The sequence below is a fragment of the Corallococcus silvisoli genome (assembly GCF_009909145.1).
Classification (GTDB): Bacteria; Myxococcota; Myxococcia; order Myxococcales; family Myxococcaceae; genus Corallococcus; species Corallococcus silvisoli.
Window position 1 is genome coordinate 423,848 of the sequence record NZ_JAAAPJ010000001.1, and the last position, 17,655, is coordinate 441,502.

The 17,655-nt window shown below is 72.2% G+C and carries 18 protein-coding genes; 7 read left to right on the forward strand and 11 right to left on the reverse strand.

Annotation, left to right across the window (positions count from 1 at the left end; genetic code table 11):
- Window positions 1–21: 21 nt before the first annotated feature.
- Together nagA and GTY96_RS01595 are read right to left on the reverse strand one after the other, a co-directional pair.
- Window positions 22–1,209 (reverse strand): N-acetylglucosamine-6-phosphate deacetylase, encoded by a 1,188-nt coding sequence (nagA, locus tag GTY96_RS01590; protein ID WP_161663675.1) that lies wholly within the window; start codon window positions 1,207–1,209, stop codon window positions 22–24.
- A 290-nt stretch (window positions 1,210–1,499) separates the two neighbouring features.
- Complete coding sequence (locus GTY96_RS01595) at window positions 1,500–2,546, reverse strand: SIS domain-containing protein (protein WP_143897829.1); 1,047 nt, start codon at window positions 2,544–2,546, stop codon at window positions 1,500–1,502.
- 314 nt (window positions 2,547–2,860) lie between these two features.
- Between GTY96_RS01595 and GTY96_RS01600 the strand changes: the two genes are divergently transcribed.
- Window positions 2,861–3,178, forward strand: coding sequence for a DUF3817 domain-containing protein (locus tag GTY96_RS01600; RefSeq protein ID WP_143897831.1), 318 nt, complete (start codon window positions 2,861–2,863; stop codon window positions 3,176–3,178).
- On the opposite strand, the gene GTY96_RS01605 is transcribed toward GTY96_RS01600, so the two are convergent.
- Window positions 3,170–3,571: a hypothetical protein gene (locus GTY96_RS01605; RefSeq protein ID WP_161663676.1), complete on the reverse strand. Its 402-nt coding sequence runs from the start codon at window positions 3,569–3,571 to the stop codon at window positions 3,170–3,172. The two genes, GTY96_RS01600 and GTY96_RS01605, sit on opposite strands and share 9 nt — an antisense overlap.
- A gap of 232 nt (window positions 3,572–3,803) precedes the next feature.
- Between GTY96_RS01605 and GTY96_RS01610 the strand changes: the two genes are divergently transcribed.
- Entirely contained in the window at window positions 3,804–4,640 is an 837-nt protein-coding gene (locus GTY96_RS01610; protein ID WP_143897835.1) for a Uma2 family endonuclease, read from the forward strand.
- A 9-nt stretch (window positions 4,641–4,649) separates the two neighbouring features.
- Here the strand turns inward: GTY96_RS01610 and GTY96_RS37075 are convergent, their stop codons facing one another.
- The 4 genes from GTY96_RS37075 to rsfS form a co-directional block, all read right to left on the reverse strand.
- Complete coding sequence (locus tag GTY96_RS37075; protein ID WP_201755754.1) at window positions 4,650–5,351, reverse strand: ComF family protein; 702 nt, start codon at window positions 5,349–5,351, stop codon at window positions 4,650–4,652.
- 56 nt (window positions 5,352–5,407) lie between these two features.
- The gene (locus GTY96_RS01625) at window positions 5,408–6,565 is read right to left on the reverse strand and encodes an RNA ligase RtcB family protein (RefSeq protein WP_161663677.1); all 1,158 of its coding nucleotides are present in this window, start codon (window positions 6,563–6,565) and stop codon (window positions 5,408–5,410) included.
- A 66-nt stretch (window positions 6,566–6,631) separates the two neighbouring features.
- The gene (locus GTY96_RS01630; protein ID WP_143897839.1) at window positions 6,632–7,096 is read right to left on the reverse strand and encodes a 23S rRNA (pseudouridine(1915)-N(3))-methyltransferase RlmH; all 465 of its coding nucleotides are present in this window, start codon (window positions 7,094–7,096) and stop codon (window positions 6,632–6,634) included.
- A 2-nt stretch (window positions 7,097–7,098) separates the two neighbouring features.
- Window positions 7,099–7,641, reverse strand: a complete 543-nt coding sequence (gene rsfS / locus GTY96_RS37080) for a ribosome silencing factor (RefSeq protein WP_186001716.1) — start codon at window positions 7,639–7,641, stop codon at window positions 7,099–7,101.
- A gap of 61 nt (window positions 7,642–7,702) precedes the next feature.
- Here rsfS and GTY96_RS01640 point away from each other — a divergent pair, with 61 nt between their 5' ends.
- Complete coding sequence (locus tag GTY96_RS01640) at window positions 7,703–8,017, forward strand: tetratricopeptide repeat protein (protein ID WP_161663678.1); 315 nt, start codon at window positions 7,703–7,705, stop codon at window positions 8,015–8,017.
- A gap of 40 nt (window positions 8,018–8,057) precedes the next feature.
- Here the strand turns inward: GTY96_RS01640 and GTY96_RS01645 are convergent, their stop codons facing one another.
- Window positions 8,058–9,152, reverse strand: a complete 1,095-nt coding sequence (locus GTY96_RS01645) for a hypothetical protein (protein WP_370456536.1) — start codon at window positions 9,150–9,152, stop codon at window positions 8,058–8,060.
- A 95-nt stretch (window positions 9,153–9,247) separates the two neighbouring features.
- Between GTY96_RS01645 and GTY96_RS01650 the strand changes: the two genes are divergently transcribed.
- Window positions 9,248–9,790, forward strand: coding sequence for a hypothetical protein (locus tag GTY96_RS01650; protein WP_186001717.1), 543 nt, complete (start codon window positions 9,248–9,250; stop codon window positions 9,788–9,790).
- A 21-nt stretch (window positions 9,791–9,811) separates the two neighbouring features.
- Here GTY96_RS01650 and GTY96_RS01655 read toward each other — a convergent pair whose 3' ends face one another.
- Both GTY96_RS01655 and GTY96_RS01660 read right to left on the reverse strand, forming a co-directional pair.
- The gene (locus tag GTY96_RS01655; protein ID WP_143897847.1) at window positions 9,812–10,876 is read right to left on the reverse strand and encodes a TetR family transcriptional regulator; all 1,065 of its coding nucleotides are present in this window, start codon (window positions 10,874–10,876) and stop codon (window positions 9,812–9,814) included.
- Between the two features lie 185 nt (window positions 10,877–11,061).
- Complete coding sequence (locus tag GTY96_RS01660) at window positions 11,062–12,468, reverse strand: sigma-54-dependent transcriptional regulator (RefSeq protein WP_161663679.1); 1,407 nt, start codon at window positions 12,466–12,468, stop codon at window positions 11,062–11,064.
- A 152-nt stretch (window positions 12,469–12,620) separates the two neighbouring features.
- Between GTY96_RS01660 and GTY96_RS01665 the strand changes: the two genes are divergently transcribed.
- From GTY96_RS01665 to GTY96_RS01675, 3 genes are all read left to right on the forward strand, one after another.
- Complete coding sequence (locus tag GTY96_RS01665) at window positions 12,621–13,193, forward strand: NUDIX hydrolase (RefSeq protein ID WP_161663680.1); 573 nt, start codon at window positions 12,621–12,623, stop codon at window positions 13,191–13,193.
- A gap of 224 nt (window positions 13,194–13,417) precedes the next feature.
- Entirely contained in the window at window positions 13,418–14,224 is an 807-nt protein-coding gene (locus GTY96_RS01670; RefSeq protein WP_161663681.1) for a TenA family transcriptional regulator, read from the forward strand.
- Window positions 14,225–14,321: 97 nt separating this feature from the next.
- Window positions 14,322–16,169, forward strand: coding sequence for a methyl-accepting chemotaxis protein (locus GTY96_RS01675; RefSeq protein WP_161663682.1), 1,848 nt, complete (start codon window positions 14,322–14,324; stop codon window positions 16,167–16,169).
- On the opposite strand, the gene GTY96_RS01680 is transcribed toward GTY96_RS01675, so the two are convergent.
- Window positions 16,120–17,601, reverse strand: a complete 1,482-nt coding sequence (locus GTY96_RS01680; protein ID WP_143897857.1) for a sensor histidine kinase — start codon at window positions 17,599–17,601, stop codon at window positions 16,120–16,122. The two genes, GTY96_RS01675 and GTY96_RS01680, sit on opposite strands and share 50 nt — an antisense overlap.
- Window positions 17,602–17,655 lie beyond the last annotated feature (54 nt).

Here is a 17,655-nt window from a genome sequence, read left to right on the forward strand (position 1 = left end):
TCACGTCCCAATTTTTCCGGGTTAATCGCGAGTGAGAGATTCGGTGGTCCGCGCCTGTCCGCCGACCCAGGTGGTGTGGACGGAAAGGTCTGGCTTCAGCAGCACGAGGTCCGCGCGATGGCCTGGGGCCACGCGGCCCCGGTGGCCGTGCACGCCGAGGAAGGCCGCGGGGTGGAGCGAGGCCATGCGCAGGGCTTCCTCCAGGGGAACGCCGAGCGCGTGGACGCAGTGGCGCACGGCGGCCGTGAGGTCGATGTCCGCGCCCGCGAGCGTGCCGTCCTCCGTTTCGAGCCGGCCATGGCGGCGCAGGATGGTGCGGCCTTGGAGGGTGAAGGAGGTGACGGGCGTGCCGACGGGGGGCATGGCGTCCGTGACGAGGAACACCTTGCCTGGGGGTTTGACCTTGAGGAGCAGGCGCAGGTTGTCCGCGTGCACGTGCACGCCGTCCGCGATGACGCCGCACCACGCGTCGTCGTGGGTGAGCGCGGCGACGATGGGACCGGGCTGGCGGTTCAGCACGGGGGGCATGGCGTTGAACAGGTGGGTGAAGCCGCGCACGCCTGTCGCCAGGGCCTGGGTGGTGCGCTCGCTGGTGGCGGCGGTGTGTCCCGCGCTGAGCACCACGCCGGAGGTGACGAGGCGGCGCAGGGTGGCGTCGTCCACGCATTCGGGGGCGAGCGTCATGAGCACGCGCCCGCCGTGCGCGGCGAAGCGGCGGGGCAGGGCGGTGAGGTAGTCGACGTCGCGGGGGTCGGGCGCGCGGATGAAGGAGGGCGCGTGGACGCCGGCGCGCTCGCGGCTGATGAAGGGGCCTTCCAGGTGGATGCCGAGCACGCCGCCGTCCGACTGCGCGGTGGCGGTGAGCGCGGCCTCGCAGGCTTCGCGCATGCGCGAGGGGTCGTCGGTGATGAAGGTGGGGAGCAGGGCGGTGGTGCCGCACGTCCGCATGGCGGAGGCGATGGCGAGCGCGGCCTCCACGGTGGGCGTGTCGTTGAAGAGCACGCCGCCCGCGCCGTTCACCTGGACGTCGATGAAGCCCGGGGCGAGGACGGTGTCCCCGGGCAACGTGTGCACGGTGGCGCTCGCTGGAACGCTGGACATGGGCACGATGGCGCGGACGGTGTCGCCCTCGATGACGACGGCGTGCCCTTCGAGGCACATGTCCCCGGTGAAGACGCGCGCACCCTGGAGGACGGTGAGCGTTGGCATTACGCGGACTCCGTGGCCTTGCGGACGAGGGAGGCAATGGGTTCGCGGCGTGGATCCCCGCTGGAGCCGTGCGTGTCTTGGAGGACGGTGAGCGTTGGCATTACGCGGACTCCGTGGCCTTGCGGACGAGGGAGGCGTGGCAGTCGAGGCGCGGTGCCTGCTGAAGCCGTGCGCGTCTTGGGGGCTGGAGGATGGGCATCACGCGGTCTCAGCGGCCTCGCGGACGAGGGCGCCGGGGGGCGGGGCCTCGCTGAAGCCGTGCGCGTCTTGGAGTCTGGAGGACGGGAGCATCACACGGTCTCCGTGACCTTGCGCAGGTGCGCGGGGACATCCGGATCCAGTCCGCGCGCCGTCGCGAGCTGGTGCACCGCGAAGTAGAAGCTCTGCACCTGGCACAGCGGCGCGAGCGACGCGGGCAGGTCTGGCAGCGTGGGCAGGACGTTCGCGCCCGGGACGGGCAGGGCGCTGTGCACGGCGGCGCCCAGCTCCACCATGCGCTGCACGACGGAGCGGGTCCCCTGCGCGGCGTTGTCCTCCTGCCCCAGCGCGAGCACGGGGAACCCCGGGCGCACCAGCCCGAGCGGACCGTGGAGGACCTCGGCGGTGCTGAAGGCCTCCGCGTGCAGGCGGCACGTCTCCTTGAGCTTGAGGGCCATCTCCAGCGCCGCGCCCAGGCCGCTGCCACGGCCGATGACATAGAGGCTGGTCGCGTCCTTCAACGACGTGAGCGCCGGCCACCAGTCGAGCCTGCCGGCGGCCTCCAGTGCGTCCGGCAGTCGCCGGGCGGCGTCATGGAGCTGCGCCGAGTCCGACCAGTGGGCGACGAGCTGGAGGAAGGCCAGGCCGGAGAGCAGATAGGACTTGGTGGCGGCGATGCTTTGCTCGGGGCCGGCGGACAGCGGGATGAGCACGTCGCACAGCGCGGCCAGCGGGGACGCCTCGTCGTTGATGAAGCCCAGCACGACAGCGCCACCCGAGCGGGCGGCCTCGGTCATGCGCAGGAGGTCTGGGCTGCGGCCAGACTGGGAGATGACGATGAAGAGCGCGTCGCGCAGGTCCAGGGCGCGGGTGTTGTAGACGGACGCGACGCTGGGGCCCAGGGAGGCGACGGCGCGGCCGAGCGTGGTCTCGATGAGGTACTTGCCGTAGACGGCCGCATGGTCGGAGCTGCCCCGGGCGCAGGTGACGACGAAGCGGGGCGGCGTGCGGCGCAGGCGAGCACCCAGGTAGGCGAAGGTGTCGCGGCAACGCGCAAGCTGTCGCCGGGCGGCGTCAGGTGCCTGGGCGGCCTCGCGCGCGAGCGCGGGGAGGGAGGGGGTCGTCTGGGTGGAGTCCACGCGAAGGGGATAACAGCCTCCGGGGATGGAAGGGAGACGAAGGCGCCGGGAGTGGTGCGCACGACATCGTGGCGGGCGCGCGTGGACGCAGGGCAGAGGCCGGGGGGCCGCGGCCTGGGTGCCGCACGACGGCGGAAGCAGGGGCGCTGGAGGAAGGACCTGCTGGCGGGCAGGGGAACGGGCGCGCGCTTCACGTGGGAGCCCGACGATCCGGGAGGTGTATCACCCAGGCTCACCACGCCGACGACAGGGACGCATCCCGTCCGGCCCGTGTGCCTTGACCCCTGCGCGTGTGGCGGAGGAGAGAGGAGCCCATGCTGAAGACCGCCCTGGGACGTTTCCGCGCCGTTGCCTTCTGGGAAGGACTGTCCTTCCTGGTCCTGCTGCTCATCGCCATGCCGCTGAAGTACGCCATGGGCATGCCCCAGGGCGTGCGCGCGGTGGGCATGGCGCACGGCCTGCTCTTCATGGCGTATCTGTACACGCTGATGATGGCGGCCATCGAGTACCGATGGGGCGTGAAGCGGATCGCCGTGGCCTTCGTGGCGTCGCTCGTGCCGGGCGGGACGTTCTGGCTGGACGTGAGGCTTCGCGGTGAGGCGCGCGCGCTGGAGGCGGCGAAGTCAGCGTAAGGGGTCCTTGATCAGGTCGACGGACGCCGGCAGGACGATGAGCAGCACCGTCGCGAGCCAGGGCAGGCCGTTGAGCACGATGCCGATGATGGCGGGCACGAGGACCCGGAGAAGACGCCGGTCCCGCTCCCGCCTGAGCGCGAAGAGCCCGCAGCCGAGTCCCAGCAGGAAGCCGCTCGTCAGGGTGAGCAGCCCCACGAGCGAGCCCTGCTTGAAACCCCAGAAGTAGATCGCTCCCGACGTGAGGAACGCGGTGAGCCAGCTGCACTGGGCCAGGTATTCGCCAATGCTGCTGCGGTTGTCGGAGGGGTCGAGCCCCGCCGCGCGCAAGTGGTTCCCGCAGGTGCGGCAATGTCCCGGGTTGCTCCCGGGGGCGATGCAGGCCCGGCACATGAAGGCTCCACATCGCGAGCATGCTCGCGGTGCGGCCCTGGAATGGGTGGCACAGCGCGGCTCATCCTCGGCGCTGGAGGTCGGAGCGGAAGTCATACGCGCGGCATCATAGGGAGCTGGCATTGGATGCGCGGCTCCTTCTCCCATGCGTGACAACTGTCTGGCCTGGTGCTTGCTCGGAGCCCGCGCGGGGCGATTGACCCAGATGTCTGCCCGACGCAGGCTTGAGGTCATGGGACGTCATACCGACAAGGTTGGAGACGCCTTTCCCCGGGCGCCTTCACAGGAAGAATGGGAACGGATGGGGCAGGCGGAGCGGGCCCGGGTGGTGGAAGCGCTGCCGGGGGAAGTGACGTACGAAGAGATGGCGATGCCGGAGGGGGATCGCCACTCGAAGCCGAAGATGCGCGCGGTGGATGTCCTCGAGGGGTACTTCACGCGCCGGGGGCGCAAGGTCTACGTGGGCACGGAGTTGCCTGTCTATTACCCGGCGGAGCGGCGCTTCGCGCCGGACCTGTTGGTGGTCCTGGACGCGGAGTCTCATTCCCGAGACAAGTGGGTGGTCAGTCACGAAGGCCACGGACTCGACTGGGTGATGGAGGTGCACGTTGGCGGCGACCGGAAGAAGGACGCTGAATTCAACGTGAGCCGGTATGCCCGGTTGGGCATCCCTGAATACTTCATCTTCGATGGAGGACGGTTCACCCTGGAGGGCTACCGCTTGGCGACGCCTGACGCGCGTGTCTACACGCGCATGGAACCCCATCACGGCCGGTATGTCTCGGAAGTGCTGGGGCTGGAGCTTCAGGTGGAAGGAGAGCACCTGCGGTTCTGGGCAGGGAACGCGCCGCTGCTGGAGTTGAGGGAGCTCCTCAGCCGGCTGGAAGACCAGACGGTGGAGCTGCAACGCCGCGCCGAGGAGGAGGCACGGCGCCGTGAAGAGCTGGAGCGGCTGCTCGCGAAGGAGACGCAGCGCCGCGAGCTGGAGCTGCAAAGCCGCGAGGAGCTGGAGCGACGGCTCGCGGAGGCACAGGCCGAGCTCGTCCGTCTGCGAAACTCCCGAGGCTGAACCGGCGGCTCAGGCGAGGGTGAACGCCCTCGCCAGGGTCAGCACCTCCACCCGCACGGCCCCCGCTTCCCGCAGCGCGACGGCGGCGGCCCTCGCGGTGGAGCCGGTGGTGAACACATCATCCAGGAGCAACACCTCCTGCCCCTTCACCGCCCGAGCCGCCACGAAGGCCCCGGCCACGTTGCCCGCGCGCTCCGCTTCGCTCAACCCCACCTGCCTTCGCGTCTCCCGCGTGCGCTCCAGCCACCCGACCGGCGCCGCCCACCCGCTGGCCTTCGCCACCTCTCCCGCCAGCAGGGATGCCTGGTCATACCGCCGCTCCCGGAAGCGCCGCGCATGCAGTGGCAACGCCACCACGCACCGGGGCGCGGTCCTCAGGAAGCGGCGTGCCTCGTCCGCGAGCAGCGCCCCCAGCGGCGCGGCGAGGTCCGGCTGGTCCTCGTACTTGAACCGGTGAATGGCCCTCGCCACCGGGCCCTCGTGCGCGAAGGGCGCCCAGGCCCGGCTGAAGGGGGGCGGCACCGTCCGGCACCGGGGACAGGTGTTTCCCGGAAACACGCCGGGCTCCGCGCAGGTCCGGCAACAGACCGGCGGTAGCCGCTCCAGCGCCGTGTCACACGTCTCGCAGAACAGCGCGCCCACGCCCGGCAGCACCTTCGCGCAGGCCAGACACATGGGCGGGTAGAGCACATCCAGCAGGGCCTTCCACATCACCGGGACTCCCAAGGGCAGCGCATGCCTCGCGCCTCGTGCGAGTCCCGTGCCGCTCAGTCCGCCGAGCGGCCCCGCGTCTTGTACGTGAGCACCGGCGCCAGCGTCGCCACCACCCGCACCAGCCCCGCCTCCACCAGGTCCGTCACCACGCGGTCGATGGCCTTGTACGCTGGCGGCGCTTCCTCGAAGAGCAGGTCCCGGTCCTCGCAGACCACGTGACTCTTGAACGCCGTGCGCGTCAGGGACTCCGCGGTGAAGCGCTCCCGCAGCCGCTCCCGCGCCGCCGTGCGCGTCCACTTGCGGCCCGCGCCGTGCGCCAGGCTGTGCGCGCTCTGCTCGCCCGTGCCCACCGGCAACACCAGATAGCTCAGCGCGCCGCGGCTGCCGGGAATCACCACCGGCCCCTCATCCCACGGCGCCGCGCCCTTGCGGTGCAGCCACCCCACGCGGCCATTCGCGTGCCGCGCGGTGACGCTGTTGTGGCACACATCCAACACCCGCCGCCCCGTCGCCCCGATTCCCGCCAGCGTCCGTTGCGCCACCAGCGCCCGGTTCGCCCGGGCCCAGGCCACCGCGCCGTCGTGCCGCTCCAGGTACGCGCGGGCCTCGTCCGACTCCGCCCCCAGCCCCCCCGCCGCGTGCCGGTCCACGTGCGTGCGGAGGATGGCCTCCCCCAGCCCGCGCGAACCCGAGTGCACGAGCAACAGCAACCGCTCCTCCCTCAGGCCCAGCGCCTCGAAGACGCGCGTGTCGTGCACCGTCTCCACCCGCTGCACCTCCGCGAAGTGGTTGCCGCCGCCCACCGTGCCCAGCGCGGCCTCGAAGCCCGTGGCCTTCGCGCCATGCTCCGCGAGGACCGCGTCCGTGTCGCCTCCCCACGCGCCCTCCAGGTCCAGCTTCGCCGCCCACCGCTCCGCCTTCGCCTTGCGCACCGGCAGGTCCACGTCCCACAAACCCATGCCACAGCCGATGTCGCTGCCCACCAGGTAGGGATAGAGGAAGCCCTCGGATTCGAAGGCCGCGCCCACCGGGGCGCCCTTGCCGGGATGCAGGTCCGGCAGCCCCACCGCCAGCCGCATGCCGGGCAGTCGCGCCACGGCTTCCAGCTGGCGCACCGCCTCTCCCTCCACCCAGGACTGGGGCGAGGCGATGATGCGCACGGTGGCTGCCGGCGCGACGGCCGTGGAGGTTTCAGAAGAAGGGGTGTTCATGGTGGCCGCTCGGACGCGGGCGCTTCTCGCGCCCTGACGTCCCGGCCGGCCGGGCTGCCCGGCTGCCTACTTGTGGTAGGGCTCGCCCTTGAGGAGGGTGAACGCGCGGTAGATCTGCTCGATGAGCACCGCCCTCGCCATCCGGTGGGGCAGCGTCATCTTCGACAGCGACAGCACTTGATGCGCCGCGGCGCGCACCGAGTCGTCCAGGCCTTCGTCCCCGCCGATGACGAAGAGCAGGTCCTTCGCGCCCGTCTGCGCCTTGCCGACGTAGCGGCTGAACTCCACCGAGTCCAGCAGCGTGCCGCGCTCGTCCAGCGCCACCAGCCAGTCCTGCGGCTTGCGCTTGCCCAGGATGGCGGTGGCCTCCGAGGACTTCGCGTCGCCCGCCTTGAGCTTGCGGCCCGACGCTTCCGTCAACTCCACCAGCTCGAAGCGCGTGTAGTGCTCGAGCCGCCGCGCGTACTCCTGCACGGCGGGCTCGAACAGCCCGGACCGGTCCTTGCCAATGGAGAGCAGACGGACCTTCACCGCTAGGCCGGCTTCTCCCGGGGCGCGTCCGCCCACAACCCGTCCAGGTCGTAGAAGGCGCGCACCTCGCCGTTGAACAGGTGGGCCACGACGTCGTCGTAATCCAGCAACACCCACTGGCCCGTCTCCAGGCCCTCGGTGCTGATGGGACGCAGCGGCGGCGCGTCCTGCTTGAGCTGCACCTGGACGTGCTCCGCCATGGCGCTCACCTGGCGGTCGCTCTCGCCGGAGGCGATGACGATGTAGTCCGCGTAGGACGTCATCCCGCGCATGTCGAGGATGACGACGTCCGAGGCCTTCTTGTCCAACAGCAGGTCGCCAATGCGGCGCGCCAGCGCGCGCGCCTTCGGATTGTCCGCGGGCTTGGGCGGCGCGGGCGGGGCCGCGGCGCGCGGGGCCTTCTTGCGCGCGGCGGCGGTCTTCTTGCGCGGCGGCGGGCGCAGGCTGGACTTCGCCTTCTTCGCCGCCGTCTTCTTCCGGGCCGGAGCCCGGGTGCCGCTCTTCGCCTTCGTCTTGGATGCGGGGGTCTTCTTCTTCGTGGCCATGTGGCGGATACCCTAGCGCACCCTTGGCAAGCTTCCAGCGCTCCTCTAAGGGGTTCCGTCCATGAGCGACGCCCGCCTGGAGCAGTTCAAGAAGATGGTGGCCCAGTTCCCCGACGCCCCCATGGCCTGGTTCTCCCTGGGGAAGCTGCACCTGGAGCGCAAGGAGTACGACGGCGCCATCCAGAGTCTGGAGACCGCCGTCCGCCTGGACCCCCAGTACGCCGCCGCCCTCGTCTCCCTGGGGGACGCCTACGTGGGGGCCGGGCGCACCGACAAGGCGAAGGAGGTGCTCACCACCGCCCGGGACCACGCGCTCGCCCAGCAGCACCCCGGCCTGGCGGAGGAGATCGACGAGCGCATCGCCGACCTGGACTGACCGGGCGTCCGAGCCAGCAGCCCCCGGCCTCCCGTGATGCCTAGTCCTGGTCGCGCCAGGTGAAGCCCACGCCGAACACCTGGCGTGTGTAGCTCAGGTTGTTGCGGGGCAGGTGCGTGCTCCAGATGCCCCAGGACAGCTCCAGGTCCACCCGGGGGGAGACGGGCCGCGCCAGCTTCAGGGACAGCGAGTTCTGACCCTCGTCCTCCTCCACCAGGATGATCTCCGGCGACAGGAAGATGCCGTCCGGGTAGCGCGAGAGGCCCAGCGTGCCCTGCGCCAGCAGCGTCACCCGCCACGGCAGCCGCACGCCGGCGCTGCCGGTGAGCCGGTGGCGCAGCGCCGTTTCACCGAAGCTGTTGGAGCTGACCTCCTGGAAGGCATACGTGAGCGACAGCTTCACCGGCCCCCGGTACGTGTAGCCCGCGCCCGCCACCAGCGCGCCGTCCTGGCGCCGTCCGGGGGACTGGCTGACGCCAGGGAACGGCCGCGCCAGGAGGCTGTAGCGGCGCGAACCCCATTCACCGAACACGTTCAAGGCATGGCGCGGCGCCAGCCGGTAGCGGCCCAGCACCCCCACCTCCGGCCCGCCGAAGTCCGCTGTCTCGTCCGGGCGGTACACGAAGCGCCGCGCACCCACGCGCACCCGCAGCGCGAGCCGCACGTCCGGGGCGTACTCGGCGAAGAGGCTGGTGCCCAGGTCCGAATAAGCGCGGCTGCCGCCCCGCCGGTCCTTGGCGTGGCCCTCCGCGCCCACCCCCCACTCGGTGCCCAGCGCCAGCGAACCCTCCAGGGCGCCCGCCTGCACCAGCGTGTCCTCGTTGGAGTAGTCCAGGTACTTGCGCCCCCCCAGCTCGTACCGGCCCACCACCTGCGCGCGCTCGCCGGTGCCCCGGCCCTCCGCCACGCCCAGCACGCTCAGCGCCAGGTCCGCGCCGGGGGCGGGCGTGACGCCGTCGGTGAAGTCCCGGGGGGCGTTGGTGTCCACGAGCAACCGGCCGGTGCCCCGGAGCGAGCCCTGCCACTCGGCCGCGAGCGCACCTCCGCCCCACAGGGTGGCGAGGGCGAGGAGGAGCGGAGGCAGGCGGCGGTCCAAGACGCGCGCACCATACTCCGGCCCGCTGGCACGCCCCATCCTCGCGAAGCCCGGGCGGCCGCCGTCCTCCCGGGGACAGCGGGACGCGCCCGCGGTCGGTGACGCCGCACCCGGCCGCCCGGTACATTGCGGCCATGTCTTCTGCGTCCTTCCTCGCGGTGGTGGCCGGCCTGGGGCTCGTCGCCTGCTCCCCCTCGTCCTTCACCACGGAGATCCAGGGCGAGGTGACGGTGCCCGCGAGCCCCACCGGCAAGCCCACGCTCCTCAACGCCTTTCCCGCCATCAGCAGCTTCTCGTCGCTGGACTTCAACGAGAACCAGGACTTCAAGAACCGGGACGTCACCAAGGACGAGGTGTCGCGCGTGCAGGTGCGCTCGCTCAAGCTCAAGGTGCTCAGCCCCAACGACCAGGGCTTCGACTTCCTGGACTCGCTGGAGGCCGTGGCCCGCGCGGGCAACTCCGAGTCGCGCTTCGCGGCGCGCGACGGCATCGCCGCGCTGGAGCTGAGCCCGCCCAACCCCACGCTGTCGCTGAAGACGGACGGGAGCGTGGACCTGAGGCCCTACGTCGCCGCGCCCTCCATGGCCATCCTCCTGCGCGGCACCGGACGCCTGCCGGAGCGCGAGGTGCGCCTGCAGGCCACGGTGGTGCTGGAGGTCGAGGGCGGCCTGCTGTAGCGCCCGGGCGCGCGCGGCCGGTCAGTGCGTCAGCGTCTTGGCCCGCTGCTCCAGCGCCCCCGCGCGGCCATCCAGCTCGCGCGCCAGGGATTCCAGCCGCGTGGCCTCCTGCTCCAGGGAGGAGAGGTCCTCGGGGCCGCCCGCGGCCAGCGCCTGGGCGCGCACCGGATCCACCTGGGGCCGCCGGTCGCTGGCGGTGACGGACGCCGTCCCCATGCCGCCCGGCCGGGTGGGGTCACCGCCGGTGGTGGTCTCTCCTCCGCTGTTGGGGCCGCCCGCCAGGGGCGGCGCGTTGTAATCCGCTTCGCCCGCGCTGACCCACGGCATCCGGGTGCCGCCGCTGCGCTGCGTGGGCGCCACCTGGAGGCCCTGGTCGCCGGTGGTGCGCAGGCGCAGGCGCCGGTCCTGGTCGTCGAACATGGACTCCTCGCCCAGGAAGTCGTTCATGCGCCGGTCCAGGTCGCGCTCCTCGCGCACCTCCGTGATGCGCGCCTTCAAGGCCTGGAGCCGCTGGCGCACCTTGTCCTGCGTGTCGCGCAGCGCGTCCGCCTGCGCGAGCAGGTCCTCTGGATCATCCCCGCGGGTCGCGCCCTCCAGCGCCGGCACCTGCGAAGCGGGCAGCGCGGCGCGCACGGCCTCCCGCTCGCCGCGCACGGACCGCATCTGCTCCAGCAGCCGCGCCCGCTCTCCCCGGTCCGTCGTCGCGTCCCAGGCCGCGCGCAGCCGCGTCAGCTCCTGGGAGAGCGCGCCGTGCAGCGCCAGGTGCGCGCGCTCCACCTCGCCCTCCGCGCCGGACACCGACTGCGCCAACCCGGTCAGCTCCCCGCTCAGCTCCTGCGAACGGCGCAGCGCGCCTTCCAGCTCCCCACCCGGCGTGAGCTTTCCCTGGCGCTGGGCCTTGAGGGCTTCGATGCGCGCGGCCAGCCCGTTGAGCTCGTCGCGCAGGCCCTGCTGCCGGTTGCGCAGGGTGCGCACCTCGCTTCGCGCCGCCTGGGCGTTCGCGCGAGCCTGCTCCAGCCCCGTCGTCGCCCCAGCGGGAGCGCCCACGAGCAGACACAGGAGAACGGGCAGGGCACGCAGCATCATCGAAGGAACACCGTCAGCAAGGCGGATGCCAGCCCCATCCTCCTACCTTGTTCCCGGGCCCGCCGGAAAGCGTCCTGGTTCCGGGGATCTGGCCGCGGCCGGGTGGGAAGGGGTAGGCAGGCGAGGCGGTGGAAAATCATGGGGCTGGGGCGGGGGTGACGGATTTCCGAGGCGACAGGGGGCCCTCAGCCCTCCTCGGGGCGCTCCCCCCGGGGCAGGAAGCCGTACTTCTCCAGCTTGTAGTACAGCGCGGAGGTCTTGATGCCCAGGAGCCGGGCCGTCTCCGTCTTCACGCCGCCCGCCTTCTCGTAGGCGCGGGCGATGAGCTGGCGCTCCAGGTCCTCCAGGATTTCAGGCAGGGGACGGTCCCCCTGGGGCACCGGCAGCCCCGCGTCCATGCGGGGCGTCTGGCCGGACAGGTGCGGAGGGAGGTCCGCGGGGGTGAGCGTCTCGCCCTCGGCGAAGACGAGCGCCTGCTCCATCACGTTCTCCAGCTCGCGCACGTTGCCGGGCCACGCGTGGCGGGTGAGCGCGTGCAGGGTGGCGTCGTCGATGCCGGTGACGCGCCGGTTGACCCGGGGCGCGTGCTTGGCGACGAAGTGGCGCGCGAGCGCGGGCAGGTCCTCGGGCCGCTCGCGCAGGGGCGGCAGGGTGAGCGGGACGATGTGCAGCCGGTAGTACAGGTCCTCGCGGAAGCGGCCCGCCTTCACCTCCGCCTGGAGGTCGCGGTGGGTGGCGCTCACCACGCGCACGTCCACCTTGAGCGTCTCCTCGCCGCCCACGCGCTGCAGCTCCTTCTCCTGGAGCACGCGCAGGAGCTTCGTCTGCACGGAGGCGGGAATCTCTCCAATCTCATCCAGGAAGAGGGTGCCGCCGTCGGCCAGCTCGAAGCGGCCCAGCTTGCGCTTCACGGCGCCGGTGAAGGAGCCGCGCTCGTGGCCGAACAGCTCGCTCTCCAGCAGCGTCTCCGCCAGGGCCGCGCAGTGCACGACGACGAAGGGGCCGTCCTTGCGCGGGGAGCGCTGGTGGAGCATCCGGGCGACCAGCTCCTTGCCGGTGCCGCTCTCGCCGCGCACGAGCACGGTGGCGTCGCTCGCCGCCACCTTGCGCACCTGCGCGAGCAGCTTCTGCATGGGCTCGCTGTCGCCCACGAGGTCGCGGTGGATGAGGGCGGCGTCGGCGTCGTGCGCGTCGGTGCGGGCGGTGAGGCGCTCCACCTGGCGGCGCGTGGCGGACAGCTCCAGACCCTTGTCCACCTTGGCGCGCAGCACCTCCGGGGGGAACGGCTTGGTGATGAAGTCGTACGCGCCTTCCTGCATGGCCTGCACGGCCGTCTCGATGGTGCCGAAGGCCGTCACCACCATCACCACCGCGCCCGCGTCCGCCTGCTTGAGGGCGCGGGTGACGGCGATGCCGTCCATGCCGTCCATCTTCAGGTCGGTGACGACCAGGTCGAAGGGGCTCTTCTTGTACGCGGCGAGCCCGTCCGCCCCGCTCCTCACCGCGGCCACCGTGTGGCCAGAGCGGGTGAGGGTGACGGTCATGCCCTCGCGGAGGGTGTCGTGGTCGTCGATGACGAGGATTCGGGCCATGCGCCTGCTCGAAAGAAGGGGGTGGGGCGTCGCCGGTGCGCTCCGGCAGGAGGGCACACCTGGGGCGGCACCCTACACCGGACCGGCGGGGGCGCACGTCCGGCCCCGTGAAAGGGCTGGTGTCCCGGGCGGGCCGGTGGCTATCCAGGCGCATGCCCCATGCTCCTGCTTCCCTCGTCGAACTGCTCGCGCGCCACGTCCCCCAGGACGACAAGGAGCGCGAGGACCTGGCGCGCATGCGCCACTTCGCCACGTCGCTGGGGGAGCCCTTCTCCCGCGCCCAGCCCGGGGCGCACTTCACCGGCAGCGCGGTGGTGGTGGACGCGTCCGGCCAGCGGGTGGCGATGCTGCACCACGCGAAGCTCAAGCGCTGGTTGCAGCCGGGCGGACACGCGGAAGGCGTCGACGGCGGCGACATGGAGGCCACCGCGCTGCGCGAGGCCCGCGAGGAGACCGGCTGCCGCGTGCACCCGCACCCCACCGCCCCGCGCCCGCTGGACGTGGACGTGCACACGATTCCCGCGCGCAAGGACGAGCCCGAGCACCACCACCTGGACGTGCGCTACCTCGTGGTGGCGGAGGACCCCGACGCGCTCGCGCATGACCCCGCGGAGTCGTTCGGCATCCAGTGGCTGGGCTGGGACGAAGCGCTGGCCCGCGCGGACGAAGCGCCGCTGCGCCGCATGCTGCTCAAGGCGCGCGGGGTCCTCCAGAAGGGGGCCTGAGCCGCTCCCGTTGGATGGTGGGCCAATGCGGCCCGCACCTGTCCCGGGGGATACTTTCTGGAGGGCAGGAGCGCTTTGGATTTGGAACAGATCCCCGTTTCGAATCACGTTTTTTCGCGGAAGCCCTGGATGAAACACAGACACCCGTTCACCTTGACGATGCTTGGGGTGGAGGGGGGCGGCCATGAGGGCCAGTCAGCCACCTGGAAGCAGGAGCGCGTGCTGTGTCGTCTTTGGGCGAGGGTTCCCAGGTCTCCGTCTCTCAAACCGGTTCCACATCTCCCCTGAAAGAGGAGGACGCAGCCCGGCGCTATCAGCTCGCGCCGCTGCGCCTCACGCCCCATCCGCCGTGGATGGAGCGGATGCTGGAGGCGCTGCGGCCCGCCTGGGAGGCGGCGTGCACGCCGGAGCTGTTCCGGGACACCGCGGAGGGGCGGCACCCGCCGCTGCGCGCCTGGCAGCACTTCCTGGTGCGGTGCTTCCCCATCGTGGAGCGGTTCCCCAAGTACATGGGGCTGTCGCTGGCGAAGACGACCTACGGCGTGCGTCCGGGCGACGCGAGCATCCGCCGCTGGCTGTTGCAGAACCTGAGCGTGGAGGCCCGCCACGCCGAATGGTGGATTGACTGGATGCAGGCGGCGGGCGTGGACGCCGACAAGGCCTTCCAGGCGCCGCTGACGCCCGAGGTCCAGGCGCTGCACCGGCACCTGCTGGAGGCGTGCCGGAACGGCACCCTGGCGGAGGGCATCGCCGCCGCGAACTGGGCCATCGAGGGCGTGACGGGGGTCTGGACGCGCGCGGTGGTGGAGCCCTTCGCCGCGTATGCGCGGGACGGCGTGCGCATGGATTCGCACACGCTGCGCTGGCTGCGCGCGCATGCCCGGTATGACGACGCGCATCCCGACGAGGCGCTGGAGATCCTCAAGCTGACCGTGGACGAGAACACCGGGGAGCCCGCGCTGGTGCTCAGCGCGGCCCGGCGCTCGCTGGAGCTGCTGGAGCGCGTGTTCGCGTCCTGCGGCGAGGTGTGAGCCGGCCCGTGGGCGGGAGTCCCACGGGCCGGTGATGACTTGAAGTCGCGAGACAAGTCCGGCCCGCCGTTCGTCGGGCCGGAGGGGGCGTGCGCAGATGAATGAAGCCGAAGGCGTCCGAGACCTGGCATGGCGCGGGATGTGGCTGTTCCTCCGGTGGGTCCTGCCGCCCTCCATCCTCTGCGCGTACCTCATCGCGATGACGATGGGGCTGTCGAGCCAGGAAGGCGTGCGCGTCACCGCCACCGTCCTGCCGTTCATCGTGCTCGTGTTCGGGCTGCTCCACCCCTACGTGACGCTGCGCTGGCTCGCGGGCTGGGCGCTGCGGCGCCGTGAGAAGGATGTCCCCGGGGACCGGCTGCGGCGCATCCTGGAGCTGCCCTGGCGCTCCATGGTGTTCACCACCTCCGCGGCGTGGACGCTCGGGGGCTTCTTCTTCAGCCTCCCGGTGTGCGTGTGGTTCGGCAAGGACTGGTTCCGGCTGGGGCTGGGCACGCTCATCGCCTTCTGCTTCGGCGTGGTGGTGGCGTTCCCGTTCGGCCTGGGCCTGGAGCGCCTGACGCTGCCCTGGGCGCTGCGGGAGCAGGGCCTGAATCCGGAGGTGGCCCCCGCGGGCTCGGGGCTCTTCTGGCCCCGGCAGGTGTGGTTCCTGCCGCTCACCTTCCTGTCCACCATCTTCGCCACGTTGATGCTGAGCGCGTGCGTGGTGGTGGTGAAGCTGTTGGGGGTGCGCGCCCAGCTGAAGGAAGTGCTGCTGGCGGACGGCGCGGTGCTCTCCGCCTCCCGGCTGGATGACGTGGGCGGTTCGCTGTTCGCGGAGCTGGGCTTCGCGCTGCCGTGGGTGTGTGCCCTGGTGTTCATCCTGCCGGCCTTCACCACGTGGATGCTCGCGCGGCGGCAGGCCGTGAGCGCGGGCGCGGTGCATGGCGCCCTCTCCGGCCTGGCGTCCGGGCGCATCCGTTCGCCGCGCTGGGTGTCCACGGATGAGATGGGCGACCTGGCGTCGGGGATGAACGGGGTGCTGTCCCGGCTGCGGCGCTTCCCGCGGCTGCTCCGGACCTCCGCCCAGCGGCTGGGCGAGGCGGGCACGGACCTCCGGGTGTCCAACGAGGAGCAGCAGCAGGGACTCAGCCGGCAGGCGGCGGCGCTGCACGAGGCGCGGGTGACGTCCGAGGAGCTGCGGCGGGCCGCCGGGGTGGCCTCCGACTCCGCGGAGGAGGTGCTCCGCGTGGCCCTCCGCGCGGAGACGCTGGGCAATCAGGGGGAGGCCGCGGTGGTGCAGAGCCTGGAGGGCCTGGCGGCCATCCAGGGCGTGGTGTCAGGCATCCAGGAGCGGCTGTCCCGGCTGGAGGAGCGCACGGCGCAGATTGGAGAGATCACGGAGGCGGTGAAGGACCTGGCGGACCAGACCCACCTGCTCGCGGTCAACGCGGCCATCGAGGCGGCGCGCTCGGGCGAGGCGGGCCGGGGCTTCGCGGTGGTGGCGCGGGAGATGCGCGCGCTGTCGGACCAGTCCGTCCAGGCCACGCGGCGCATCCGCACCATCCTCATGGACATCGCCCAGGGCATCCGCGACGCGGCGTCCATGAGCGAGCAGGGCGGCGCGCGGGTGGCCGCGGGCCTGGACCAGATGCGCGCCTCCGGTGACTCCCTGCGCGCGCTGTCGAAGAGCTCCCAGGAGAGCTCCGCGGCCGCGCGGAGGATCGCCAACGCGGTGACGCGGCAGAACGCCGCCTTCGCGCAGATCGCCACCGCCATCGCGGACCTGTCACAGCTCATGGACGGCACCCTGCGCAGGCTGTCCGCCACGCAGGAGGCGACGCGGACGCTGCAGGTCGTCTCAGGCGAGGTGGGGCAGATGGCGATGCAGTTCGAGGTCCAGGAGGAGGAGCCGGTCAGCGCGCCCGAGCCGCACCCTCCGCGGGAACGGGACAGGGCAGCGTGAGCGTGAAGACGGTGTCGCCGGGCGTGGAGCGCAGGGCGAGCTCACCGCCATGAGCGCGGACGATCTTCCTCGCGAGCGGGAGGCCCAGGCCCGTGCCCTGCTCGCGGGTGGTGAAGAAGGGCTCGAAGATGCGCTCTTGCTCCGCTTCGGGGACGCCGGGGCCGGCATCCTGGACGTCGATGGCGTAGCCGCCGTCGCGCAGCTGGCCCCGGACGCGCACGCGGCTGCCGGCGGGCGCGGCCTGCACGGCGTTCTTCACCAGGTTCACGAGCGCGGCGGTGAGCAGGCTGCCATCCGCCTCCAGGTGCGCGGGCGCGGCGTCCACGTCCAGGGTCACGCCCTTGCCGCTGGCCTCCACGGCGAGCAGCTCGCACGCGCTGGAGAGGAGGTCCGGCGCCTCCATGGGCGCGCGCGCCAGCGGCTGTTCGCGGGCGAAGGCGAGGAAGTCCTCGACGATGCGCTGCAGGTAGGTGACCTCGCGCTGGATGCGGTCCACGTGGCTGTTCGCGTCCGCGTGGGCCCCCGCGCGCAGGTCCTCGCGCAGCAGGCCGGAGAAGAGCGCGATGCCGCCCAGCGGGTTTCGCACCTCGTGGGCCACGCCCGCGAGCATGAGCTTGAGCTGCCGGTCCCGGCCCTCCAGCGCGCCGCGCATGACCTCCAGCTCTCGCGCGAGCACGCCGATCTCTCGCGTGGGCTCCGGAGGCACCGGCGTGGTCAGGTCCCCCCGTCCGATGCGCAGCGCGGAGTCCATCAGCCGACGCAGGGGGCGGGCCAGGCCCTGGGCGGTGATGACGGCGATGACGGCGAGCGCGAGCAGCGCCACCGCGCTGGCCATGACGAAGGTCCGCCACAAGCGCCGCAGCGGGCCGAAGAAGGCGGCGCTGCCCTCCACGCCAATGGCGCCCACCACCTGTCCGTCCTGCACCACGGGCGCGTAGCCCGTCTTGTAGAGCAGCCCGTCGGAGCCGGTGAACAGGACCTCGCTGGCGGCGCGCTTGCCCGCGAGGACGCGCGTCAGCTCCAGCCGGTCGCGCGCGAGCTCCGGCACCTCGGTGCCCACGGGCAGGTTGCCGCCCACGTCCGTGCGCACGCGGCCCCGCGCGTCCACGGCGTACACCCGGCGCACGCCGCTGGCGGAGCGCACCCCCTCCAGCAGGCGCACCAGGTTGCGCCAGGTGCGGGTCCCGGACACGTCGTCACCGGGTTCGATGGTGAGCATGCGCTCGCCGCTGACCTGGCTGGCGGTGGCGGCGGCCAGCGCGGACAGGCTGGCCCCCAGCTCGTCCTCCAGGCTCGCGCGGGCGAGCGCGTACACGGAGGCCCCCGCGAGGGCCAGGAAGAGCAGGGTGGGCAGGAGGAACGCCACCAGCAGCCGCGCCGACAGCGAGCCCAGCGCGTCCCGCAGGCGGGAGGAATGGGGGCGATGCTTCATCCGGGCGGCGCTCCTCGCACCCCCACATCAAACGGCATGCCCCAGGCGCTGGCC